The sequence below is a fragment of the Erythrobacter sp. A6_0 genome, assembly GCF_017744235.1.
Classification (GTDB): domain Bacteria; phylum Pseudomonadota; class Alphaproteobacteria; order Sphingomonadales; family Sphingomonadaceae; genus Qipengyuania.
The window spans coordinates 287,411-308,840 of the sequence record NZ_JAGHQR010000001.1 but is presented as its reverse complement, the minus strand read 5'-3'; the positions used below and the strand labels follow the sequence as shown (position 1 = coordinate 308,840).

Below are 21,430 nucleotides of genomic sequence, written 5' to 3'. Positions count from 1 at the left end.
TGAGCGTCGCCTCATTAAGAGAACCGACAAACTGCTTACCGCTTCTTCAAAATTTCGATCTTGTTCTTCTTCGCGAAATCCTTGGTCGACTCCTCGCTCCGCCCGATTGCCTTGGCGATTTCCTTGAGGCCCTTGCCCTTGCCGGCCAGCATGCGCAGCTGGCCTGCCTCTTCGGCTTTCCAGGGCTGTTTGTGGCGTTCGAAAAACTCCTTCGCCATCACTCGGCCTCCGTCTTCTTAGGCGCCGCCTTCTTCTTCGCGGCAGGCTTCGTGGCGGCGGCTTTCTTCGCCGGAGCCTTCTTCGCAGCGGCTTTCTTCGCCGGAGCCTTCTTCTTCGCCGGAGCCTTGCGCTTCTTTTTCGCCGGGCCCTTGGCCGCTCGCGCGTCGATAAGTTCGATCGCCTGCGCTTCGGTCACGTCCTCGGGCTTCATGTCCTTGGGGATCGTCGCATTTGTCGTCCCGTCGGTGACATAGGGACCGTAGCGGCCCGGCATCACCTTCATTTCGCCGCCGCTGGTCGGATGTTCGCCCAACGTCTTGATCGGTTCCGCCTTGGCGCGTCCGCCGCCGCGATTGGCCGACTGGGCGAGGATATCGACCGCCCGGTTCATGCCGACTTCGAACACTTCGCGCGTGTTCGACAGCTTGCCGTATTTGCCATCGTGCCTGAGATACGGCCCGTAACGCCCTATCGCGGCTTCGATATCTTTGCCGGTTTCGGGATGCTGGCCGACGATGCGCGGCAGGTTCAGCAGCTTGATCGCCCATTCGAGATCGAAATCGTCGAGATCCTTGGGAATGCTCGCGCGCTTGGCTTCCTTGCCCTCGCCGAGCTGGACATACGGCCCGAAGCGTCCACTCTTGCGCTCGACCGGCAGACCGGTCTCCGGGTCCTCGCCCATCACGCCGTCATCGGCAGGATCCTCGCCATCCGCGCCCGGCTGGGCGAAGCGGCGCGTGTATTTGCAGTCGGGATAATTGGCGCAGGCGACGAACGCGCCATAGCGCCCGCCGCGAAGCGCCAAGCGCCCGCCATCGCGCCCCTCCTGTTCGCATAACGGGCAGAAGCGCGGATCCTTGCCATCGGCGCGTTCGGGGAAGAGGAAGTCGGAAAGATATTCGTCCAGCACCTCGGTGACTTCGGACGGCTTCTTCTCCATCACCTCTTCGGTTTTGGGCTTGAAGTCTTTCCAGAAGGCTTCGAGCAATGTCTTCCAGGCCTCGTTCCCGGCACTCACCTCGTCGAGCTCGTCCTCCATCCCGGCGGTGAATTCGTAGGCGACGTAGGTCGGGAAGAACCGCTCGAGAAATGCCGTCAGCAATCGGCCCGATTCCTCTGCGAAGAAACGGTTTTTCTCCATCCGGACATAGGCGCGATCGCGCAGGGTCTGGATGGTGCTGGCATAGGTGGAGGGCCGTCCGATGCCGAGTTCTTCCAGGCGTTTCACCAGCGAGGCTTCGGAAAAGCGCGGCGGCGGCTGGGTGAAATGCTGGTTCGCCTCGACCGCGCTCTTGCTCGGCGCATCGCCCTTGCGAAGGACGGGGAGCAGGCCCTCGTCCTCGTCGTCGTCGTCGGTATCGTCCCTACCTTCTTGATAAACTGCGAAATATCCGGGGAATTTGACCACCTGGCCGGTCGCGCGCAGCTCGTGCTGGCCGGTCGCATCGCGCAGCGTCACGGTGGTGCGCTCCAAAAGCGCGGTCGCCATCTGGCTCGCCATGGCGCGCTTGAAGATCAGGTCGTAAAGCTTGGCCTCGTCGCCCGATCCGGCGCGGTCCTTGCGGAAATCGGTCGGCCGGATCGCTTCGTGCGCTTCCTGAGCATTCTTCGCCTTGGTGCTGTAAAAACGCGGTTTTTCCGGACGGTAATCGTCGCTGAACCGCTCCACGATGGCATCGCGCGCAGCCATGATGGCGCTCATGTCCATCTGCACGCCGTCGGTCCGCATATAGGTGATCGCGCCCGCCTCGTAGAGCGACTGGGCCAGTCGCATCGTGTGGCTGGCGGAGAAGCCGAGCTTGCGGGCTGCTTCCTGCTGCAGGGTGGATGTTGTGAAGGGAGGCGCGGGATTGCGCTTCAGCGGCTTGGTCTCGACCTCTTCGACCGTGAAGCGCCCTTCCTCGACCGCCTTCCTGGCGGCCATCGCGCTGCCCTCTTCGCCGAGCGTCAGCTTCTCGAGCTTCTTGCCGTCATACCGGACCAGCCGGGCATCGAAGGCGGTGCCGTCATGCTGGAGCTTGGCGAGCACGCTCCAATATTCGTCGGGCCGGAAGGCTTCGATCTCGCGCTCGCGCTCGCACACCAGGCGCAGGGCGACCGACTGGACGCGGCCCGCGCTCTTGGCGCCCGGCAGGCGCCGCCAGAGGACGGGCGAGAGCGTGAAGCCGTAAAGATAATCGAGCGCGCGGCGCGCCAGATAGGCGTCGATCAAGGGCTGGTCGAGCTCGCGCGGGGATTTCATCGCCTCTGTCACCGCGCCTTTGGTGATCGCGTTGAAAGTCACGCGGTCGACCTTGGTCGGCAGGGCCTTGCGGTTCCTCAGCAGCTCGCGGACATGCCAGCTGATCGCCTCCCCCTCGCGATCGGGGTCGGTGGCGAGGACGAGGCGATCGGCCTTCTTGGCGGCGTCCGCGATTTCCTTGAAGCGGCTCTGCTTGTCGCGATAGAGTTCCCAGTCCATCGCGAAATCCTCGTCAGGTCGCACGCTGCCATCCTTGGGCGGCAGATCGCGGACATGGCCGTAACTGGCGAGAACCTTGAAGTCCTTGCCGAGATATTTCTCGATGGTTTTGGCTTTCGCCGGTGATTCAACGATGACGAGTTGCATGGATGTGAGAGCCGTCCCTTAGGTGTGCCTATACGTGCACGTGTGCGTATACGCGCGAAAATGGGGATCGGGTGAGAGCGGCGTCAAGCGGGATAGTTATCCAGCGAGAAAAGATGGCGCGGCGCTTACCTGAGCGAGACCCGCCCTGCGGCGTGCCGCTCCAGCCTTCCGGCGATTTCCAGTTCCAGCAGCGCCAATTGCACCGCCGCCGCGCCTGCGCCCGACTGGCGGATCAGCTCGTCCACCGAAACGGGTGCGGTCGTGAGCAGGGCGGCGATGTCAGCCGGTTCCGCTTCCGCCAGCTCTTCGGGTGCGTGATCGAACGTGCCCACCGGCTCGCGGAAGGTCGATCGCGGGCTTCCGTCGAAGCCGCTCAGCAGTTCCACGACATCCTCGGGCGAATTGACCAGCACCGCGCCTTCGCGGATCAGATGGTTGCAGCCGTGGCTGCGCGGCTCCAGCGGGCTGCCGGGGATCGCCATGACCTCGCGCCCCGCCTCGCCCGCCAGCCGCGCGGTGATGAGGCTGCCGGATTTCACTGCCGCTTCGACGACGAGCGTCCCCGAGGCGAGCCCGGCGATGATGCGGTTGCGGCTGGGGAAATGGCTGCCGCGCGGTTCGGTGCCGGGTGGCTGTTCGGCGATCAGCAGACCTTCGCTCGCGATCCGGTCCTGCAAGTCCCGATGCTGCGGCGGATAGGCGATATCGATCCCGCTGGCGATCACGCCGATGGTCTGTGGAAACGCGCCTTCATGCGCCGCGCCGTCGATCCCGCGTGCCAAACCCGAAACCACCGTGAAGCCCGCTTCCGCCAACCCTTGCGAGAAATCGCGCGCCAGCTTCACCGCCGCCGCACTGGCATTGCGCGCGCCGACCACGGCGACGCAGGGCCGCGCGGCCAGAGCGAGATCGCCGCGAAAGGTCAGGATCGGCGGCGCTCCGTCGATTTCGCGCAGCGGAGCGGGGTAATCCGGCCGATCGTGAAACAAGTATTTCGCGCCCGCCCGGCGCACCGCCTCGACCTCGCGCTCCACCTTTTCGCGTGGCACCGCGCTGTAGGAACCGCCGCCGCTTCTGCCGATCGTCGGCAGGGCTTCCAGCGCCGTCTCGGCATCGCCGTATCGCGCCAGCAATTGAGCGTAGCTGACCGGGCCGATGCGCGGGGACCGCAGCAGGCGAATGCGCGCAAACGCCTCGGCCTGGGTCAATGTCACGTCTTGCCGCCCACCTTCGGCTCTTCACCCTTCAACAGCCGGGCGATATTGGCGCGGTGGAGATAGATCACCAGCACGGCGATCGCGGCAAGCACCGGGAAGAATTGCGGATAGCCGAACAGCGGCGCCGCCGCCGCAGCCGCCACCACCGCGCATAGTCCGGCGAGCGAGGAGATGCGGAACGCGGCCAGTACGCCCAGCCAAACCGCTGCGTAGACCAGCCCGATGGGCCAGGCGAGGCCGAAGCTGACACCCGCATTGGTCGCCACGCCCTTGCCCCCCTTGAAGCCGAGCCAGACGGGATAGCAATGGCCGATCACCGCCGCACCGGCGGCGAACGCCATCGCCACCTCGCCCCAGATCGCGCCCGCCAGCGCGACCGGCACGAATCCCTTCGCCAGATCGAGCAGCAAAGTCGCCGCCGCCACTTTCTTGTTGCCGGTGCGCAGCACGTTGGTGGCGCCGATATTGCCACTGCCCTGCTGGCGCACATCGCCGAGCCCGGCAGCTTTCGTCAGCAGCAGGCCGAAGGGTATCGATCCGATAAGATAGCCGAGCAGCGCGGCGAGAATATTGTCCACCTGGAACTCCGTTCGTCCCCACCTCGTGACCGCGAAGGCGGTTGTCGGGGGACCGCTTTTTTGTCTAGCGCAGGGTCTACGGTGAAGGACGGTCCTTCGGCAAGCAGAGGACGAACGGTTTTGGAAGAAAGCGCAGGCCCCGCCCCCATCCTGCTGTTCGATTCGGGCGTCGGCGGACTGACCGTGCTCGCCGAACTGCGCGCGCTGATGCCGCAGGCGCCGGTGATCTATGCCGCCGATATCGCAGGCCTGCCCTACGGCGCGAAGACCGAAGCGGAGATCGCCGCGCGCGTCTCCGGCCTGCTGGGCCGCATGGCCGAACGCTTCCAACCGCGCCTCATCTGCATCGCCTGCAACACCGCCAGCACGATTGCGCTCGGCATGGTGCGCGATGCGCTGGAAACGCCGATCGTAGGCACCGTGCCTGCGATCAAGCCCGCCGCCGCCATGACGAAAACCGGCACGATCGGCCTGCTGGGCACCGAAGCGACCGTGCGCCAGCGCTATGTCGACGACCTCGAGCGCGAATTCGCCAAGGGCAAGACGCTGCTGCGATACGGCGCAAACGATCTGGTTGCGCTGGGCGAGGCCAAATTGCGCGGCGACACGGTCAGCGTCGATGCGGTGGCGGACGCAGCCAAGGGGCTGGTGCTTCAGGAAAACGGCCAGGATCTCGACACGGTCGTGCTGGCCTGCACCCATTTCCCCCTGCTCGAGCCCGAGCTGCGCGAGGCGTTTGGGCCCGAAGTGCGGTTCATCCACGGGGCGGACGGTATCGCGCGGCGGATCGCCAGCCTGGTCGAGGGCCAGGCGTTCGAGCGCGCAAAGCCGGATTTCGCCGTCACGACCGGACCGGCGGATGATTTCGACCGCCTGGCCCCTGCGTTCGCACGGCACGGGATCGAGCATCTGGTGCAGTTCTAGCGGCGCAAGCGCCCGCAGGCCCTTGCGAATCGTTCGCAAAGATCGCGGTGGCGAAAGCGCGCTTTAAGGATTAGATGGCGAGCCTATGACGGCCGCTCGAAAGGCGGCGTGGATAGCGGTGTTACGCGTGAATTACGGACACATCTTCGACCAGGCGATCGATCGGCTCCATTCCGAGGGCCGCTATCGCGTCTTCATCGACATCATGCGCAACAAGGGCGCGTTCCCCAATGCGCGCTGCTTCCACGGGCATAACGGCCCCAAGCCGATCACCGTGTGGTGTTCCAACGATTACCTCGCCATGGGCCAGCATCCCAAGGTGATCGAAGCCATGGAAGAAGCGCTGCACGATGTCGGTGCGGGTTCGGGCGGCACGCGCAATATCGGCGGCAACACGCATTTGCACGTCGCGCTCGAACGGGAACTGGCCGATCTCCACGGCAAGGAAGGCGCGCTGCTGTTCACCAGCGGCTACGTCTCGAACGATGCCACCTTGTCCACGCTCGCCAAGCTGCTGCCGGGCTGCGTGATCTTCTCCGACGAGCTGAACCATGCCAGCATGATCGCCGGCATCCGCAATTCGGGCTGCGAGAAGCGGGTGTTCCGCCACAACGATCTCGATCACCTCGAACAGCTTCTCGCTGCCGAAGACGCGGACGTGCCCAAGCTGATCGCATTCGAAAGCGTCTATTCGATGGATGGCGACGTCGCGCCGATCCACGAAATCTGCGACCTTGCCGAAAAATACAATGCGCTGACCTATATCGACGAGGTTCACGCGGTCGGCATGTACGGCCCGCGCGGCGGCGGCATTTCGGAACGGGACGAAGCGGCGCACCGCATCGACATTATCGAAGGCACGCTGGGCAAGGCGTTCGGCGTGATGGGCGGCTATATCGCCGCCGACACCCGCGTGATCGACTGCATCCGCAGCTATGCGCCGGGCTTCATCTTCACCACTTCGCTGTCTCCGGTGCTGGTCGCCGGCGTGCTGGCGGCGGTGAGGCATCTGAAAAGTTCGAGCGAGGAACGCGATGCGCAGCAGGCCAATGCCGCCATGCTGAAGGCGATCCTGCGCGAACGCGGCCTGCCGGTAATGGATTCGACCACCCATATCGTCCCGCTGATGGTGGGCGATCCGGTGCGTGCCAAGAAGATCAGCGACATCCTGCTCGCCGAATACGGCGTCTACGTGCAGCCGATCAATTTCCCCACCGTGCCGCGCGGGACGGAGCGTCTGCGCTTCACCCCCGGCCCGGCCCATACGGTCGAAATGATGCACGAACTGGGCGATGCGCTAGTCGAGATCTGGGACCGCATGGAACTGGAACTGCGCCAGGCGGCGTGACAGCCCGCGCCGTTCGCAAGCCTGGCGGCGGCAGACGATGACAGCACCGTCCTCTTCCGCCTCGCGCTGGCGCGATAACGCTCCGCTCTATGCGATCGGGGCGCTTCTGATCGCAGTGTTCGCAGCTCTGGCTATCTGGAGAGCGGGTTCGCCCGCACCGCCCGCTGAAGTTGAGCGCCCAATCGCAGCGTCCCCAAGAACCGGCGCTCCGCCTGCGCTCGACGCCCTGCCCGCCGATGCCGACGATGCGGCAGTGGTCTGGTCGCGGCTCGGGCCGGAGGAAGCGCGGGCGCGCAATGCGTCCGTGCCGCTGGCGGCGGGCGGTGTCGGAACCGCGCGTCCCTTCGCCTTCACCGGCAACGGCGTCGACCGCGAACGCGCGACCGGGTGCCTCGCACTGGCGGCATTGGCCGAAGCGGGCCAGGGGGATTCGGACCAGCGCGCCGTCATGCAGGTGGTGCTCAACCGCGTACGCCACCCCGCCTTCGCGAACACCGTCTGCGGCGTCGTCTTCGAAGGATCGGAGCGCGCGACCGGGTGCCAGTTCAGCTTCACCTGCGACGGATCGCTCGCGCGGACCTATCCCGCCGCCGCGATGCAGTCCGCCCGCCGCCGCGCCATCGAAGCGCTAGGGGGTTATGTCCACGCGCCCGTCGGCAATGCGACCCACTACCACGCCGATTACGTCTGGCCGTGGTGGAGCCCCCGCCTCGACAAGGTCGCCGTCGAAGGCCCGCATATCTTCTATCGCTGGCGCGGCTTCTGGGGCACGCCCCAGGCGCTGAGCGCGCGCTATCGCGGGAGCGAACCCGACCCGCTCGGCCTCGAAGCCACCGCCGAAGCGGTCGAGCGCCCCACCCTCCCCACCCGCAGTTTCGCCGAGGACGGCGCGGCGATGCGCACGATTACTGCAGGCGCGCAAGATAGCCCCCGTGTGATCGAACGCCGCGAGGACAGGCCGCTCCCCAGCTCCGGCGATCCGCGCGTTCACTTCGTGCTGGTCGCCCGCTCGGACGATCCCGCCGCCCTCATCGAACGCGCCCGCGCGCTGTGCCCGGGCGAGGGTTTTTGCCAGGTCTATGGCTGGACCGAGAGCGAGGCCATTCCCGATGCGCTCCCGCTGTCGGATCGGGCGCGCCGAAATCTGCGTTTCAGCTTCCTGCCAGCCCGGTCCGGCAATGGAGAAGCGATCTTTTTCGATTGTCAGCTTTTCCCCACTCCATCGCAGGGTCGTTGCATGCCGCGTGCACGGCCATGATGGCGCGCGGGTGCCGTAAGGGATTTGGCGGCGCGGCCAGCGGCGGCTAGAGAACGGCCATGAGCGGAAACCCGAACCAGACCTACGCCGACATCGTCACCTCCCGCCGATCGATCCGCGGCTATCTCGAAAAGCCCGTGCCGCGCGATCTGATCGAGGAAATCCTGGCGCTCGCCATGCGCTCACCCACCTCGATGAACACGCAGCCGTGGCATTTCCACGTCATCACCGGCGAACCGCTCGACCGGATCCGCAAGGGCAATACCGAGCGCATCCTTGCGGGCGAGCCCGACAGCCGGGAGTTCCGCCGGGGAGAGCCCTTCGCAGGCGTCCATCGCGAGCGGCAGATCGGCGTAGCCAAGCAATTGTTCGGCGCGATGGGGATCGAGCGTGACGACAAGGATGCGCGGCAGGACTGGGTGCTGCGCGGCTTTCGCCAGTTCGATGCGCCGGTCTGCGTGATCGTGACCTACGACCGCGAGCTGAGCGGCAGCGACGACACCGCCTTCGATTGCGGCGCGGTCACCACCGCGCTCGTCAACGCGGCCTGGTCGCGCGGGCTCGGCTGCGTGATCAATTCGCAGGGCATCATGCAAAGCCCGGTCGTGCGGGAACATGCAGGCATACCGGACGACCAAGTAATCATGAAAGCGGTCGCCATGGGCTGGCCGGACGAGGATTTCCCCGCCAACGCGGTTGTCAGCGAACGCAAACCCGTGGACGAAGCGGCACGCTTCGTGGGCTTCGAAGAAGGATAAGGCGCGATGGCCGAAACGATCGAACAATTGGCGGATGGGTTCTGGCGCATTGCCGGTGAAATGAAGATCGGCGGTGTGGTCGATTTCGGCACCCACGCGTCGCTGGTGCGGCTCGCCAACGGCAATTTCGTGTTCCTCGACAGCTATACGCTGCCGCCCGACCTGCATCGCGAGGTCATGGGATTGACGAAGGGCGCGACGATCGAAGCGATCCTCAATCTCCATCCCTTTCACACGCTCCATTGCGAATGGATGCACGCGGCGTTTCCGGGCGCGGCGCTCTATGGCACGGCGCGGCATCTCGAACGGTTTCCCGAACTGCCCTGGCAAGAGACGCTGTGCGAGGACGCGGCCTTGGCGGAGCGGTACGGAGCCGATTTCGCCTTCTCTACGCCCGAAGGCGTGCCGCTCGTGTGCTCGGACGAGAGCGTCCATTTCTCGTCGGTCCTCGCCCTCCACCGCGCGAGCGGGACGCTGCATGTCGACGACACGCTGGTCTATCTCGACAAGGGCCCGCCGCTTTCCCTGCTGCCGATGAACCGGCGGCTCGGCTTCCATCCGACACTCGAGAAGGCGCTTCATGCCGAGGCCGGGGCGGCCGACCAATTCCGCGAATGGGCGATCGCGCTGGGTATCGATTGGGCCGATACGCGCCGCATCGCCGCTGCGCACAACGCCGTGCTTGAGCTGGACAGCGGGGAATTTCCCGAACTGATCGGAACGGCACTTGGGCGGATCAAACCGGTGCTCGACGCGCATCGCCGCACCTACGGATAAGATTTACCGCTTGGTCCACGCCTCGTCGGTTCGGTCCATCGTCAGTTCGCGGCGCCACGGTACGCACAGTCCCCGCGCCGCTTGGGGCGATGCATCGGTCCACTGCGCCCAGTCTTCTTTCGCCAGCAGCACCGGCATGCGATCATGGCATTCGGCGGCCAGTCCGGCGGCGTCGGTCATGACCATTGAATATACCTCGCCCCATTCGTCGCTCGATCGCCAGAGTCCCGCCACCGCGATAATCTCCGCATCGGGTCGCGCGAACCATGTGCGGGTCTTGCCGCCCTTGGGCCCCTCCGCTTCCGCCCAGGCGGTGAGCGGGATCAGGCAGCGCCGTTCTTCGAAGCTGTAGCGCCAGAAGAAGCTGTCGAGCTTGTCCGCCCGCGTGTTGTTGACCGGGCGGGGTTTCAGCGTCTGACCGGCCTTGCCCTTCATCTTCAGGGGGAAGCCCCAATTCATCGTGCGAACGCGTCCCTCGGCGACGACAAGCCCCGGATAGCCGGGATAGACCTCGCTGCCGAAATTCGCGCCGCCGACAGCGTCCACAGCGTCGAACCAAAGCGCGACCTCATCGACATTCCTGGTCATGCGATAAAGATTGCACATGACCCGACCCTGCCGCGCGGCGCGCTCTACCGCAAGCTCACCACGCCTTTGTGCGTGCTCTACCGCAAGCTCACCACGCCTTTTGCGCGCGCTCTACCGCAAGCTCACCACGTTATCGCTCGCCACGCGCGTGCGGCTGCCGTCGTAAAGGCTGGCCATGGGCTCGTCCTCGACCACCACGTGCCGCGTCGCGCCGAAGCCGTTGAAATCGGTCTTCATCGCCGCGCCATAGGCGCCGAGCATGCCGATCTCGATATAATCGCCCGCCTGGATGTCGGACGGCAGCGGGAACGGGCCCTGCATGTAATCCGCATCGTCGCAGGTCGGGCCGTAGAAGGCGAAGTCCATTTCGGGCTTGATGAGATCGTCTTCCAGCGCGCGGACCGGGAATTTCCACGCCACATGCGCGGCATCGAACAGCGCGCCATAGGCACCGTCGTTGATGTACAATTCCTCGCCCCGGCGTTTTTCGACGCGCACGATCAGGCTGCTGTATTCCGCACACAGCGCACGACCGGGCTCGCACCACAATTCGGCGTTGTAGGCGATGGGGAGCGCATAGAAGTGCTGGTGGATCAACGCGAAATAGTCTTCAAGCGGGGGCGGTTCGAGCCCCGGATAGACGCTCGGAAACCCGCCGCCGACATCGATCATGTCGATCACGACCGAAGCCTCGGCAATCGCGGCGCGCGTGCGGTCGAGCGCCTGCACATACGCGAAGGGCGTCATCGCCTGGCTGCCGACATGGAAGCACACGCCCAGCCAGTCCGCATATTGCCGCGCCTCGCGCAGCAGGGTCGGCGCTTCGGTTAGGTCGCAGCCGAATTTCGATGCGAGGCTCAATTCGGAATATTCGCTGGAGACGCGCAGACGGATGCAGAGGCGCAGGTCGCGCGCCGCCGTGCCGTCTTCCGTGCGGGTCGCCGCGACGATCTTCGCCAGCTCTTCGGAGGAATCGAGGCTGAACGTGCGGACGCCGTGTACGAAATACGCTTCGCGGATTGCACCGGGGGCCTTGATCGGGTGCATGAAGCACAGCACCGCATCGGGCAGCAGACCGCGGACCAGCCGCACTTCGGCGATCGAGGCGACGTCGTAATGCGTCACGCCATTGTCCCACAATACGCGAATGAGATCGGGCGAGGGATTCGCCTTCACCGCATAGAGCGACTTGCCGGGAAACTTTTCGACGAAGAACCGCGCCGCCCGCGCCGCTGCATGCGGCCGGTTGAGAATGACGGGCTCGTCCGGCGAAAAGGCGCGAACTACAGACCGGGCGTCAGGAAAATGCTGCAATTCAAGGGACCCCCAAAACGGTTAGGTTTCAGACAAGGCTGCCTTGCGGTTCGAGTCCCCTTGGGGCAGCGGAGCGGCGCTTCTAGGGACTGCGCCATGAACTGCAAGTGAAATCCGCGATGCGGCAACTCGCAGGAGTGCAGGGATTCAACGCTGTCAGGAAAGACGGTTCCGAAATTCCTCGTAGCCGAATTCGCGCACCAGTTCGAGCTGGTCGCTTTCGCTGTCCCATAGCCAGATCGACGGGAGCGGCACCCCGTTGAACGTGTTGGTCTTCACCATCGAATAATGCGCCTGGTCGAGGAAGGCGACCCGCTGGCCCGGTTGGTTGGGAACGGGCAGCGAATAATCGCCGATCACGTCGCCTGCGAGGCAGGACGGTCCGCCAAGCCTGACGGGAGCCTCGCCCGGCTGTTCGCCCAGCATCGCGGGGCGGTACGGCGCTTCGATCACGTCGGGCATGTGGCAGGTGGCCGACACGTCGAGAATCGCGAAGGGCACTTCGTTCGTGCCATTATCGAGAATGGTGCCGACGAGGATACCGGCATCGAGCGCCACGGCCTCGCCCGGTTCGAGATAGATCTCGGCCCCCGAATCCTCCTTCGCATCCTTCAGGAATTCGACCAATTCGTCGCGCTGGTAATCGGCGCGGGTAATGTGGTGGCCGCCGCCCATATTGATCCATTTGAGCTGCCCGAACCACGGCTCGATCGCGTCGAACACCTTGTCCCAGGTCCGGTGCAGCGGCTCGAAATCCTGCTCGCACAGATTGTGGAAATGGATCCCGTCGATCCCCTCCATCATTTCGGGCGTCAATTGGTCGATCGGGAAACCGAGGCGGCTGCCCGGGCTAGACGGGTCGTAGCGCGGCACCTCCCCGGTGGGAACCTGCGGGTTGATACGCAGGCCGACATCGAAATCCTGCCCCGCCGCACGCGCATTTTCGAGGATCAGCGTGGCGCGCTCGATCTGCTGCGGCGAATTGAAGATGACGTGATCGGACAGGCGGATGACCTCGTCGAGGTCTTCGGGCTTGTAGGCCGCGCAATAGGTGCTGATCTCGCCATCGTAGAATTCGGACGCCAGCCGCGCTTCGTACAATCCGGAGGTGCAGACCCCGTCGAGATATTCGCCGACGATCGGCGCGGCGGAGAACATGCTGAACGCCTTCAGAGCGGACAGCATCTTGATATCCGCCGCATCGCGAATATCCGCCAGCACCTGACAATTCGCGCGCAGCTTCGCCGCGTCGACGACGAAAGCGGGGCTGTCGACGCGGTTCAGATCGAATTGGGCGAAAGCCCCCGGATCGCCGGCTCTTGTTTCCATCAGTCTTTGTACCCCCACACCCCGAACATCAGATCGGCGAGATAAATCCCCTCAATTGATTGCTCTTTCTCAAGCCGTTCGAGCAATTCTTCGTACTCCTGGCGGGATAACAGCGATGCTGCGTCGATCCGCGATTTCGACATTCGCAACATATCCGCAAGCGGATACGGATTGTCGGGAGTATGGGTTAACACTGCGGTGCGCGCATTGCGCCGGGTCAAACCCGCCTCGTCGAACATTTCGAAAAGCTTAGGCCCCAGCCGGGTCTGCGCTCCTTCATGTTCCAGCATGGCTTGAGCAAGGTCTCTGCCACGATCAAAGGCAGGATGATCGTGGTTGCCGGAATAACGAAACGCGAAGTCGTGTTCGTGTGCGATGAAAACGCCGCCGGGCTTCAGGTGCTCGGATAACGCTTTCACCGCTTCCAGCGGATTCGGGAGGTACATCAGCACTCGCCGCCCGAACATCGCATCATATCTACCGAGGTCTTCAGGCAAGGCAGTAAGATCTATCTGGCGGAACTTCACATTTGCAACGCCCCTCGCCTCGGCCTCAGCTCTCGCATTTTCGATCGATTCGGGGCCGCTATCGACGCCCGTCACCGAACCTTCGGAGCCGACGATCTTTGCCAGTTCGAAGGTGACAGCCCCCGCACCACAACCGAAATCGAGAACGGCTGCGCCTTTCTTTATCCCGATAGATCGAAGAATCCGACGCGTGAAATCACCGCTAATGTCCACCGATTAGAAATCCACCGGCCCGTCGAGCTCCTTGACCTGCCAGGGCAGACCGTGATCGTTGAGCATGTCCATGAAGGGATCGGGGTCCATCTGCTCCATGTTGAAGACGCCATCGCCTTCCCATGTGCCCTGCACCATCATGGCCGAGCCGATCATCGCGGGCACACCGGTGGTATAGCTGACCGCCTGATTGCCGGTTTCCTCGTAAGCCTTTTCGTGGCTGCAGATATTGTTGATGTAGAAGGTCTTCTCGCCCGAACCGTCCAGCGCCTCGCCGGTGGCGATGACGCCGATATTGGTATTGCCCTTGGTCGTCTCGCCCAGCGTTTCGGGCTTGGGCAGCACGGCGGCGAGGAACTGGAGCGGGATGATCTCCTTGCCCTGATACTTGACCGGATCGATCCGCGTCATGCCGACATTCTGCAGCACGGTCAGATGCTTGATATATTCATCGCCGAACGTCATCCAGAAGCGCGCGCGCTCCAATTCCGGATTGAACTTGGCGAGGCTTTCAAGCTCCTCGTGATACATCATGTACATGTTCTTCTTGCCGACCGCCTCGAAGTCGAACTCGACCTTCTTAGCCATGGCGGGCGTCTCGACGAATTCGCCGTTTTCCCAGTGGCGGGCAGGCGCGGTCACTTCGCGGATATTGATCTCGGGATTGAAATTGGTGGCGAAGGCCTGGCCGTGATCGCCGCCATTGCAGTCCAGAATGTCGAGCTGGCGGATGCTCTTCAGCTTATGCTTCTTGAGCCACATGGTGAAGACGCTGGTGACCCCCGGATCAAAGCCCGACCCGAGCAAGGCCATCAGCCCCGCTTCCTTGAAACGGTCGTGATAGGCCCACTGCCAGTGATATTCGAACTTGGCCTCGTCCTTGGGCTCGTAATTCGCCGTATCGAGATAATCGACGCCCGCCTCGAGGCAAGCATCCATGATCGGCAGGTCCTGATAAGGAAGCGCCAGATTGACGACGAGGCTGGGTTCGATCTTGCGGATCAGATTGACCATCGCCGGGACTTCTTCGGCGTCGATCTCATAGGTCGCGACATCGACGCCGGTGCGCTCTTTCACGCTCTTTGCAATGCTGTCGCATTTCGATTTCGTGCGGCTTGCAAGGTGGATGTCCGAAAAGATGCTCGCGTTCATCGCCATCTTGTGGACGCACACGCTGCTGACGCCGCCCGCGCCGATTACCAGGACTTTCGACATTTTGCGCTTCTCCGTATTCGAATCTTGCCGGCTCCCTAGCGAAATGCGCTAGGTGCGCCAAATGATCCAAAGCGAAGATTTGCCCGTCGCCCCCGTTTCCGAGCAGATGCCGACCCGTGTCGGCGTGCTGGCCGCCGCACGCTCGATCGCCGAAATTCTTCCGCCGACGCCTCTGCTTCCCATCGAAATCGGCGGCATTCGCTGCCATGTTAAGGCGGAGAGCCTGCAACCGATCGGCGCTTTCAAGATCCGCGGCGGGTGGTGGCGGCTCGCCAATCTTTCCAGCGAAGAACGAGCGCGTGGCGTGGTCGCGGTGTCGAGCGGCAATCATGCGCAGGGCGTCGCCTGGGCGGCGCGGCGGTTGGGGATCAAGGCCACAATCGTGATGCCACGCAACGCGCCCCAGGTGAAACTGGACGCGACGCGCGCTCTGGGCGCCGAGATCGTGTTGTACGAGCGCCCCGGCGAGGACCGTGACGAGGTTGCAGCCCGACTGGTCGAGAAGAGCGGCGCGACGCTGGTCCATGCTTTCGGGGATCCGTGGGTGATCGAAGGCCAAGGCAGCGCGGGCATAGAGATCGCGTCGCAGCTCAGTCGGATGCCCGACCGCATCCTCGTATGTTGCGGCGGCGGCGGCCTTGCGGCGGGGCTGTCGCTCGCCTGCCCCGACAGCGCGATCCATATCGTCGAGCCTGAAGGCTGGGACATGGTCGGACAAGCACTGGAAGCAGGCGAGATCGTGCGCGTGGGCGACAGTCCGCCCTCCACCATCTGCGACGCGCTCCAGCCCGATGCGACCAAACCGATCAATCTCGCGGTCCTGAAGGATCGCGCGGAACCGGGCGTGACGGTGACCGATGCCGAAATCCGCGCAGCGCAGCGGTTCGCCTTTTCCAATCTCAATCTTGTCGTCGAACCCGGCGGCGCGGCGGCGCTGGCAGCGGCGCTCGTGGGGAAAGTGCCACTGAGCGAGGATACGGTGATCATGGTCACCGGCGGCAATTGCGACCCGGCGCGGTTCGCCGAAACTCTCACCAGCGATTGACAGCCCTTCGCGTGGCCCTAGTTTCGCGCGCAACAGGGAGGAAATTCAATGCAGGCTCAAATGCTCGCACCCGCCGCCGTGCTGGTCGCTTGGTCGCTGGTCATGCTGTTCTGGATGGCGTTCACGCGTCTGCCGGCGATGTCCAAGGGCGGCGGATTGAAAAACGCCAAGCCCGGCGGGCGTGGGCAGGATCTCGAAGGCGTGATTCCGGACAAGATCAATTGGAAGGCGCATAATTACGCCCATCTGATGGAACAGCCGACGATCTTCTACGCTGCCGTGGTCATCATCGCGATCATGGGCCCCGGCGCGCTCGATCCGGTGTTCGCCTGGATTTATGTCGCGATCAGAGTCGTGCATTCGATCTGGCAGGCAACCGTCAATATCGTCTCGGTGCGTTTCCTGCTGTTCCTGCTCTCGACGCTGGCGCTGATCTGCCTCGCCTGGCGCGCGGTGGCGCTGACGCTGTTCGCGGACCCCACGCTGCTCTAGCGCTACTCCGCCGCTTCGACCTCTTCCACATGACCGTCGAGCTCGATTTCGAGCCCGGCGAGGAAGCGTTCGGCGTCGAGGGCCGCCATGCAGCCGGTGCCCGCCGCGGTGACGGCCTGGCGATAGGTGTGGTCCATCACGTCTCCGCAGGCGAACACGCCGGGGATTTCGGTGCGCGGCGTGCCGGGTTCGACGACGACATAGCCGCCATCGTCGAGCGGCAGCTTGCCCTTCACCAACTCGGTCGCAGGGGCATGGCCGATCGCGACGAAGGCGCCGTCCACCTTCAGGTCGCTGCTCGACCCATCGACCGTGTCGCGCAGGGCCAGATGCGTGAGCCCGCCTGCCAGCGGATCGCCTTCGAAGCTCTCGACCGCCTTGTTCCACATCACCGTGATCTTCGGATGCTTCAGCAGCCGGTCCTGCAGGATCTTCTCGGCCCGCAATTCGTCGCGGCGGTGGATCAGCGTCACGTCGTCGGAATGATTGGTGAGGTAAAGCGCTTCCTCGACAGCGGTGTTGCCCCCGCCGATCACCGCCACTTTCTTGCCGCGATAGAAGAACCCGTCACACGTCGCGCAGGCCGACACGCCCTTGCCGCCCAGTTCCTGTTCACCCGGAACGCCCAGCCATTTCGCCTGCGCGCCCGTAGCGATCACCAGCGCATCGCCGATATATTCGTCCCCGCTGTCGCCGATTGCGCGAAAAGGGCTGCCGTTTTCGAGATCGATCTCGACGATCGTGTCCCACAGCATCCGCGTGCCGACATGTTCGGCCTGCGCCTTCATCTCTTCCATCAGCCAGGGGCCCTGCACCACGTCGCGAAAGCCGGGATAATTCTCGACATCGGTGGTGATCGTCAGCTGTCCACCGGGCTGGAGGCCCTGGACCACGATCGGCTCCATCATAGCCCGCGCGCCATAGATCGCGGCGGAATAACCCGCCGGGCCGGAACCGATGATGAGGAGCTTGGTGCGATGGGTAGCCATGGAAAATCTCTTACGAAAGTCTGTCGGAATGTCTCGGCCGCTATATGGGAAGCGGGGCCGCGCTTGTCACGTCAGGTAGCGTTCTCGAAGCGCTTCGCGCAATGCATCGTCCACACCTATCTCGGCTTCGAGCCAGGCGTCGAGCGATCCGTATGACTCGGTCACGATCGCACGGAAGCGGTCGAGATAGTCGCCATGCACTTCCAGAAGCGCGCGAATGCCCTCCTCGTCCAGCGTACGCCCAAGGCGCGCCTCGATCCCCGGTACGGACTGGCGGCGCAGAACATCGATGGTCGGTGCGTCGTTGGTGCGCAGGAATTCGGCGCGCTGGTCCGCCTCGCTAACGCCGAGAATGTGCAGGACCAGCGTCGCCGCGATGCCGGTGCGGTCCTTGCCAGCGAAACAGTGGACGAGGCTCGCCCCGTCGCGCTCCACCAGCGCGCGCAGATACCGAGCAAACATGGTCTGCATCGCCGGATTGACGGGCATGCGGGTATAAACCGCCAGCATGCGCTCGCGCGCGAATTCGGCAGTGGTGGTCTCGGGCGTGATGTCCATATGCGGCGGGCTGGAACTGGTCTCGCCTTCGTAGAACAGGACGTCGCCGTCCCACCCCTCGACCCGACGGCAGGGATTGCGCGCGCGTTCGCCCTCCCCCCGCAAATCGATCACGGTGCGGATGTCGAGCGCATCGATGGCGGCGAGATCGGCGTCGCTCGCCTCGACATGCTGACCGGAACGGTAGAGCAGGCCGGTGCGGACCTGTCTGCCGTCTGCTCCGAGCCAGCCGCCGAAATCGCGGAAATTGTGGATGCCTTCGGTGATGAGAAAGGGATCGGGATTCTGCATGGGTAGCGCGTGGCAGGTCGAAGCCGCGCGGACAAGCGCAGCGCGCCTATTCGCCCTCGCCGCGATCCTCTTCGTCCGGAACCAGGATCAGCGTGTTGTCCTCCACCCGCCAACTGGAAAGGCGCGACAAAACGTTCATTCCCAGCACATTGGTGCGGCCCAGATTGGGCGCGATCACCACGTCGATCCCGCGAGCCTCGACATTGCCGAAGCTTAGGGATTCGGCGCTGGAGATGGAGGCGTTGATCGGGCCGTTGGCAGTGGTGATCCGCACCGGAATGCCGCCCCGGCGCGCCTCCAGCCCCGCAGCGGCCGCGACGTCCTGCGACACGGCGGTCACCGTCGCGCCGGTGTCGACGAGGAAGTTTGCGGGCACGCCGTTCAATTCGGCTTCCAGCCAGAAATGTCCGTCGGGCGAAAGCGGCACGCGCGTCTCCCCTCCCGCGACCACCTGTTGGGGCAGGCCGAGTTCGGGCACGGCGATGTCGAGGCGCGGATCCATGCGGGAAAGCTGCAGGACGACCGTCACCAGCACTCCGACGAGAGCGAAAGTCGACGCAGTGCGGACGAGGCGCCCGCCCGGCACGCGATTACGCACCAGCATCGACCCGATCCACCCGCCGACCATCGCGGCGAGCGCGATCATCAGCAGCTCGAAACGCGGGATGGCGCGCACGATCTCGGCAAGGGCATCGAAAGCGGCGGAAAAATCCATGTCCAATTCCTAGCCCATAATGCCTGCCGAAACTCTGAACGAAGCCCCCGTGATCACGGCGTAATAACGGCGCGATCAGGGCGCGTTGCGCGGCTCGGTCGCCTCGGCGAGGATCAGCGAGAAGCGCTTCTTGCTGTCGCGCCAGCGCTTGCGCGGCGACCAGCCTGCCGCCTGCAACAGGAGATGCGAGCTGCGCCGGGTGAATTTGTGGCTGTTCTCGGTGTGGATGCTCTCGCCCTCGGCCATCTGAAACGACCTGCCGGAAACTTCGAACGCGATGTCGCGGGTGGCGACAAGGTGCATCTCGACCCGCGCCATCCGGTCGTTCCAGCGCGCTTCGTGGCGCATGGCGTCGAGCGGGATCGTCCCGCCGAGTTCGCGATTGATCCGGCGCGCAAGATTGTAGTTGAATTCCGCCGTCACGCCGCCCGCATCGTCGTAGGCGGCTTCGAGCACATCCGGATCCTTCACCAGATCCATCCCGATCAGCAGCATGGGCTGAACCCCGTGATCGGCCTGCAAGGTCGCCCGCATCGAGCGCAGCAGATCGACCGCAGTGCGCGGGACCATGTTGCCGATGGTCGATCCGGGGAAAAAGCCGAGCTTGGGCAGGCTATGCACCGCGCGCGGAAGATCGACCTCGCGCATGAAATCGGCTTCTATCGGATACACCGGCAGACCCGGAAACTTGGCCGAGAGATCGTCCGCCGCCTGGCGCAGGAAATCGCCCGAGATATCGAGCGGGACGTAAGCCGCCGGGTTGATCGCGTTGAGCAGTAGCGGCGTCTTGACCGAGCTGCCCGATCCGAATTCCACCACAGCCCGATCCTTGCCGATCGCTTCGGCGAATTCCGCGCCGCGCCGGGTCAGGATCTCGGTTTCGGCGCGGGTCGGGTAATATTCGGGGATTTGGGTGATATCCTCGAACAATTGCGAGCCGGCTTCGTCGTAGAGCCAGCGGGCGGGTATCGCCTTCTGGTCGTAGCCCAGCCCGTCCAGCACGTCCGCGCGGAAAGCCCGGTCGACTCCCTGTTCGTCCAGATCGACGAGCGCGATGCCCCCTTCGCTTGCCATCAGATATCCTTTGCGAGCCTTAGGCCGGTGAATTGCCAGCGTTGATGCGGGTAGAAGAAATTGCGGTAGGAACTGCGCGAATGCCCCCGCGCGGTCGCGCAGCTCGCCCCCTTGAGGACGAACTGACCGCTCATGAACTTGCCGTTATATTCGCCCACCGCGCCTTCGGCAGGCTGGAAACGTGGATAGGGCAGATAGCCCGATCGCGTGAATTGCCAGCAATCGCCGAACAGATTGGTGCCGCCAACGGGAAGCGGCGGCGCGGCGCAATCCAGCTGATTGCCACCTGCTGGATCGTGCGAGGCCGTTTCGCCTTCCTGACCACGCGCAACCGCTTCCCATTCGAACTCGGTCGGCAGGCGATGGCCCGCCCAGCTCGCATAGGCATCGGCTTCGTAATAGCTGATATGCGTGACAGGCGCGTTCGGGTCGCGCTCTTGCCAGCCGGAATGGGTGAAGTGGCGATCCCCTTTCCAATATGACGGCGCGCGAACGCCGTTTTCGTTGACCCAGCCCCACCCGTCCGACAGCCAGAGCGCGGCGGTCTCGTATCCGCCATCGGCGATGAAATCCGCCCATTCGCCGTTCGTTACGAGCCGATCGGCCAGAGCGAAGGGTTCGAGCAGAACGCGGTGGACCGGGCCTTCATTGTCGAAGGCAAATCCGCCCGTCTGATGGCCGATCTTGGCGATTCCGCCGGGATGGCTGTGCCAGCCCAGATCGGATGCACCCGTTTCCGGCCCTGCACCATCGCTCGGCCACATCGCCGGGCCCAGCGGGTTCTGGAACAGGGCGTGCTTGATATCGGTCAGCAGCAATTCCTGGTGCTGCTGTTCGTGCGCGATGCCGAGGCGGATCAGCGGCTCGTGCTCGGGGTTTTCCAGCAGAACGTCCATCGCCTGCGTGACATGCGCGCGATAGGCGAGGATCTCGTCCAGCGTCGGGCGCGAAAGCATTCCGCGGGAAAAGCGCGCGATCCGCTCGCCTTCGGCCTCGTAATAGCTGTTGTGGATGAAGGGCCAGCGTTCGTCGAACAGAGTGTAGCCGGGCCCATGTTCGCGCAGCAGAAAGGTTTCCCAGAACCAGGTCGTGTGCGCCAGATGCCATTTGGCGGGCGAGGCATCTTCCATCGACTGGATCGTCGCGTCCGCATCGCTCAGCGGCTCGACCAAAGCCTCGCTCAGCGCGCGTGTGCTGGCGAAAGCGCTGCCCAGTTCAGGCGCGCTATCAGGCGCATGGGCGCCCCGGTTATCCGGTTGGGAACGGGTCTGGATATGGGCCATGCTCGTGCCCCCTTCGCATATCTGCGCCCGCAGGATTCGCACAGGCCGCCACCTACATGGCGAACGGAACCCGAACGCGAAAGGGAAAGCACGGATTTTCTTCGCAAACC

General features: G+C 64.1%; 21 protein-coding genes. 7 read left to right on the top strand and 14 right to left on the bottom strand.

The window, feature by feature from the left end; all coding sequences use genetic code 11:
• Positions 1-35: 35 nt before the first annotated feature.
• The 4 genes from J7347_RS01625 to plsY form a co-directional block, all read right to left on the bottom strand.
• Complete coding sequence (locus J7347_RS01625; RefSeq protein WP_067680709.1) at positions 36-218, bottom strand: hypothetical protein; 183 nt, start codon at positions 216-218, stop codon at positions 36-38.
• Positions 218-2,827 carry a type I DNA topoisomerase gene (gene topA / locus J7347_RS01620; protein WP_209160594.1) on the bottom strand — a complete coding sequence of 870 codons (2,610 nt, stop codon included), beginning with the start codon at positions 2,825-2,827 and terminating at the stop codon, positions 218-220. Before topA ends, J7347_RS01625 begins: the two co-directional genes overlap by 1 nt.
• A 125-nt stretch (positions 2,828-2,952) precedes the next feature.
• Entirely contained in the window at positions 2,953-4,041 is a 1,089-nt protein-coding gene (gene dprA, locus J7347_RS01615) for a DNA-processing protein DprA (protein WP_067680715.1), read from the bottom strand.
• Positions 4,038-4,622: a glycerol-3-phosphate 1-O-acyltransferase PlsY gene (gene plsY / locus J7347_RS01610; protein WP_209160593.1), complete on the bottom strand. Its 585-nt coding sequence runs from the start codon at positions 4,620-4,622 to the stop codon at positions 4,038-4,040. Before plsY ends, dprA begins: the two co-directional genes overlap by 4 nt.
• Before the next feature lie 120 nt (positions 4,623-4,742).
• On the opposite strand from plsY, the gene murI reads away from it, so the two are divergent.
• The 5 genes from murI (at position 4,743) to J7347_RS01585 (ending at position 9,687) form a co-directional block, all read left to right on the top strand.
• Positions 4,743-5,546, top strand: a complete 804-nt coding sequence (gene murI / locus J7347_RS01605) for a glutamate racemase (protein ID WP_245173757.1) — start codon at positions 4,743-4,745, stop codon at positions 5,544-5,546.
• A 127-nt stretch (positions 5,547-5,673) separates the two neighbouring features.
• Positions 5,674-6,894: a 5-aminolevulinate synthase gene (gene hemA, locus J7347_RS01600; RefSeq protein WP_067680724.1), complete on the top strand. Its 1,221-nt coding sequence runs from the start codon at positions 5,674-5,676 to the stop codon at positions 6,892-6,894.
• Between the two features lie 37 nt (positions 6,895-6,931).
• Positions 6,932-8,152: a cell wall hydrolase gene (locus J7347_RS01595; protein WP_209160592.1), complete on the top strand. Its 1,221-nt coding sequence runs from the start codon at positions 6,932-6,934 to the stop codon at positions 8,150-8,152.
• Positions 8,153-8,211: 59 nt separating this feature from the next.
• Positions 8,212-8,910 (top strand): nitroreductase, encoded by a 699-nt coding sequence (locus J7347_RS01590; protein ID WP_209160591.1) that lies wholly within the window; start codon positions 8,212-8,214, stop codon positions 8,908-8,910.
• 6 nt (positions 8,911-8,916) lie between these two features.
• On the top strand, positions 8,917-9,687 hold the full coding sequence (locus J7347_RS01585) for a hypothetical protein (protein WP_209160590.1): 771 nt from the start codon (positions 8,917-8,919) through the stop codon (positions 9,685-9,687).
• A gap of 3 nt (positions 9,688-9,690) precedes the next feature.
• On the opposite strand, the gene J7347_RS01580 is transcribed toward J7347_RS01585, so the two are convergent.
• From J7347_RS01580 to J7347_RS01560, 5 genes are all read right to left on the bottom strand, one after another.
• Positions 9,691-10,293, bottom strand: coding sequence for an SOS response-associated peptidase family protein (locus J7347_RS01580; protein ID WP_209160589.1), 603 nt, complete (start codon positions 10,291-10,293; stop codon positions 9,691-9,693).
• Positions 10,294-10,386: 93 nt separating this feature from the next.
• On the bottom strand, positions 10,387-11,589 hold the full coding sequence (locus J7347_RS01575; RefSeq protein WP_209160588.1) for a type III PLP-dependent enzyme: 1,203 nt from the start codon (positions 11,587-11,589) through the stop codon (positions 10,387-10,389).
• 156 nt (positions 11,590-11,745) lie between these two features.
• Entirely contained in the window at positions 11,746-12,918 is a 1,173-nt protein-coding gene (locus tag J7347_RS01570) for a carboxynorspermidine decarboxylase (RefSeq protein ID WP_067680746.1), read from the bottom strand.
• On the bottom strand, positions 12,918-13,658 hold the full coding sequence (locus J7347_RS01565; RefSeq protein WP_209160587.1) for a class I SAM-dependent methyltransferase: 741 nt from the start codon (positions 13,656-13,658) through the stop codon (positions 12,918-12,920). The genes J7347_RS01570 and J7347_RS01565 overlap by 1 nt, the downstream gene beginning before the upstream one ends.
• Positions 13,659-13,661: 3 nt before the next feature.
• Positions 13,662-14,873 carry a saccharopine dehydrogenase family protein gene (locus J7347_RS01560; RefSeq protein ID WP_209160586.1) on the bottom strand — a complete coding sequence of 404 codons (1,212 nt, stop codon included), beginning with the start codon at positions 14,871-14,873 and terminating at the stop codon, positions 13,662-13,664.
• A 61-nt stretch (positions 14,874-14,934) separates the two neighbouring features.
• Here J7347_RS01560 and J7347_RS01555 point away from each other — a divergent pair, with 61 nt between their 5' ends.
• Entirely contained in the window at positions 14,935-15,918 is a 984-nt protein-coding gene (locus J7347_RS01555; RefSeq protein ID WP_209160585.1) for a threonine/serine dehydratase, read from the top strand.
• Between the two features lie 48 nt (positions 15,919-15,966).
• Positions 15,967-16,410 carry an MAPEG family protein gene (locus tag J7347_RS01550; RefSeq protein WP_209160584.1) on the top strand — a complete coding sequence of 148 codons (444 nt, stop codon included), beginning with the start codon at positions 15,967-15,969 and terminating at the stop codon, positions 16,408-16,410.
• Between the two features lie 2 nt (positions 16,411-16,412).
• Here the strand turns inward: J7347_RS01550 and trxB are convergent, their stop codons facing one another.
• The 5 genes from trxB to egtB form a co-directional block, all read right to left on the bottom strand.
• Positions 16,413-17,399, bottom strand: a complete 987-nt coding sequence (trxB, locus tag J7347_RS01545) for a thioredoxin-disulfide reductase (RefSeq protein WP_209160583.1) — start codon at positions 17,397-17,399, stop codon at positions 16,413-16,415.
• Between the two features lie 66 nt (positions 17,400-17,465).
• A complete protein-coding gene (locus J7347_RS01540) occupies positions 17,466-18,248 on the bottom strand; it encodes a tyrosine-protein phosphatase (protein ID WP_209160582.1) in 783 nt (260 codons plus the stop codon).
• 46 nt (positions 18,249-18,294) lie between these two features.
• Positions 18,295-18,963: a TIGR02281 family clan AA aspartic protease gene (locus tag J7347_RS01535; RefSeq protein ID WP_209160581.1), complete on the bottom strand. Its 669-nt coding sequence runs from the start codon at positions 18,961-18,963 to the stop codon at positions 18,295-18,297.
• 75 nt (positions 18,964-19,038) lie between these two features.
• Positions 19,039-20,037: an L-histidine N(alpha)-methyltransferase gene (gene egtD / locus J7347_RS01530; RefSeq protein ID WP_067680774.1), complete on the bottom strand. Its 999-nt coding sequence runs from the start codon at positions 20,035-20,037 to the stop codon at positions 19,039-19,041.
• The gene (egtB, locus tag J7347_RS01525; RefSeq protein WP_209160580.1) at positions 20,037-21,320 is read right to left on the bottom strand and encodes an ergothioneine biosynthesis protein EgtB; all 1,284 of its coding nucleotides are present in this window, start codon (positions 21,318-21,320) and stop codon (positions 20,037-20,039) included. The genes egtD and egtB overlap by 1 nt, the downstream gene beginning before the upstream one ends.
• Positions 21,321-21,430: the final 110 nt, after the last annotated feature.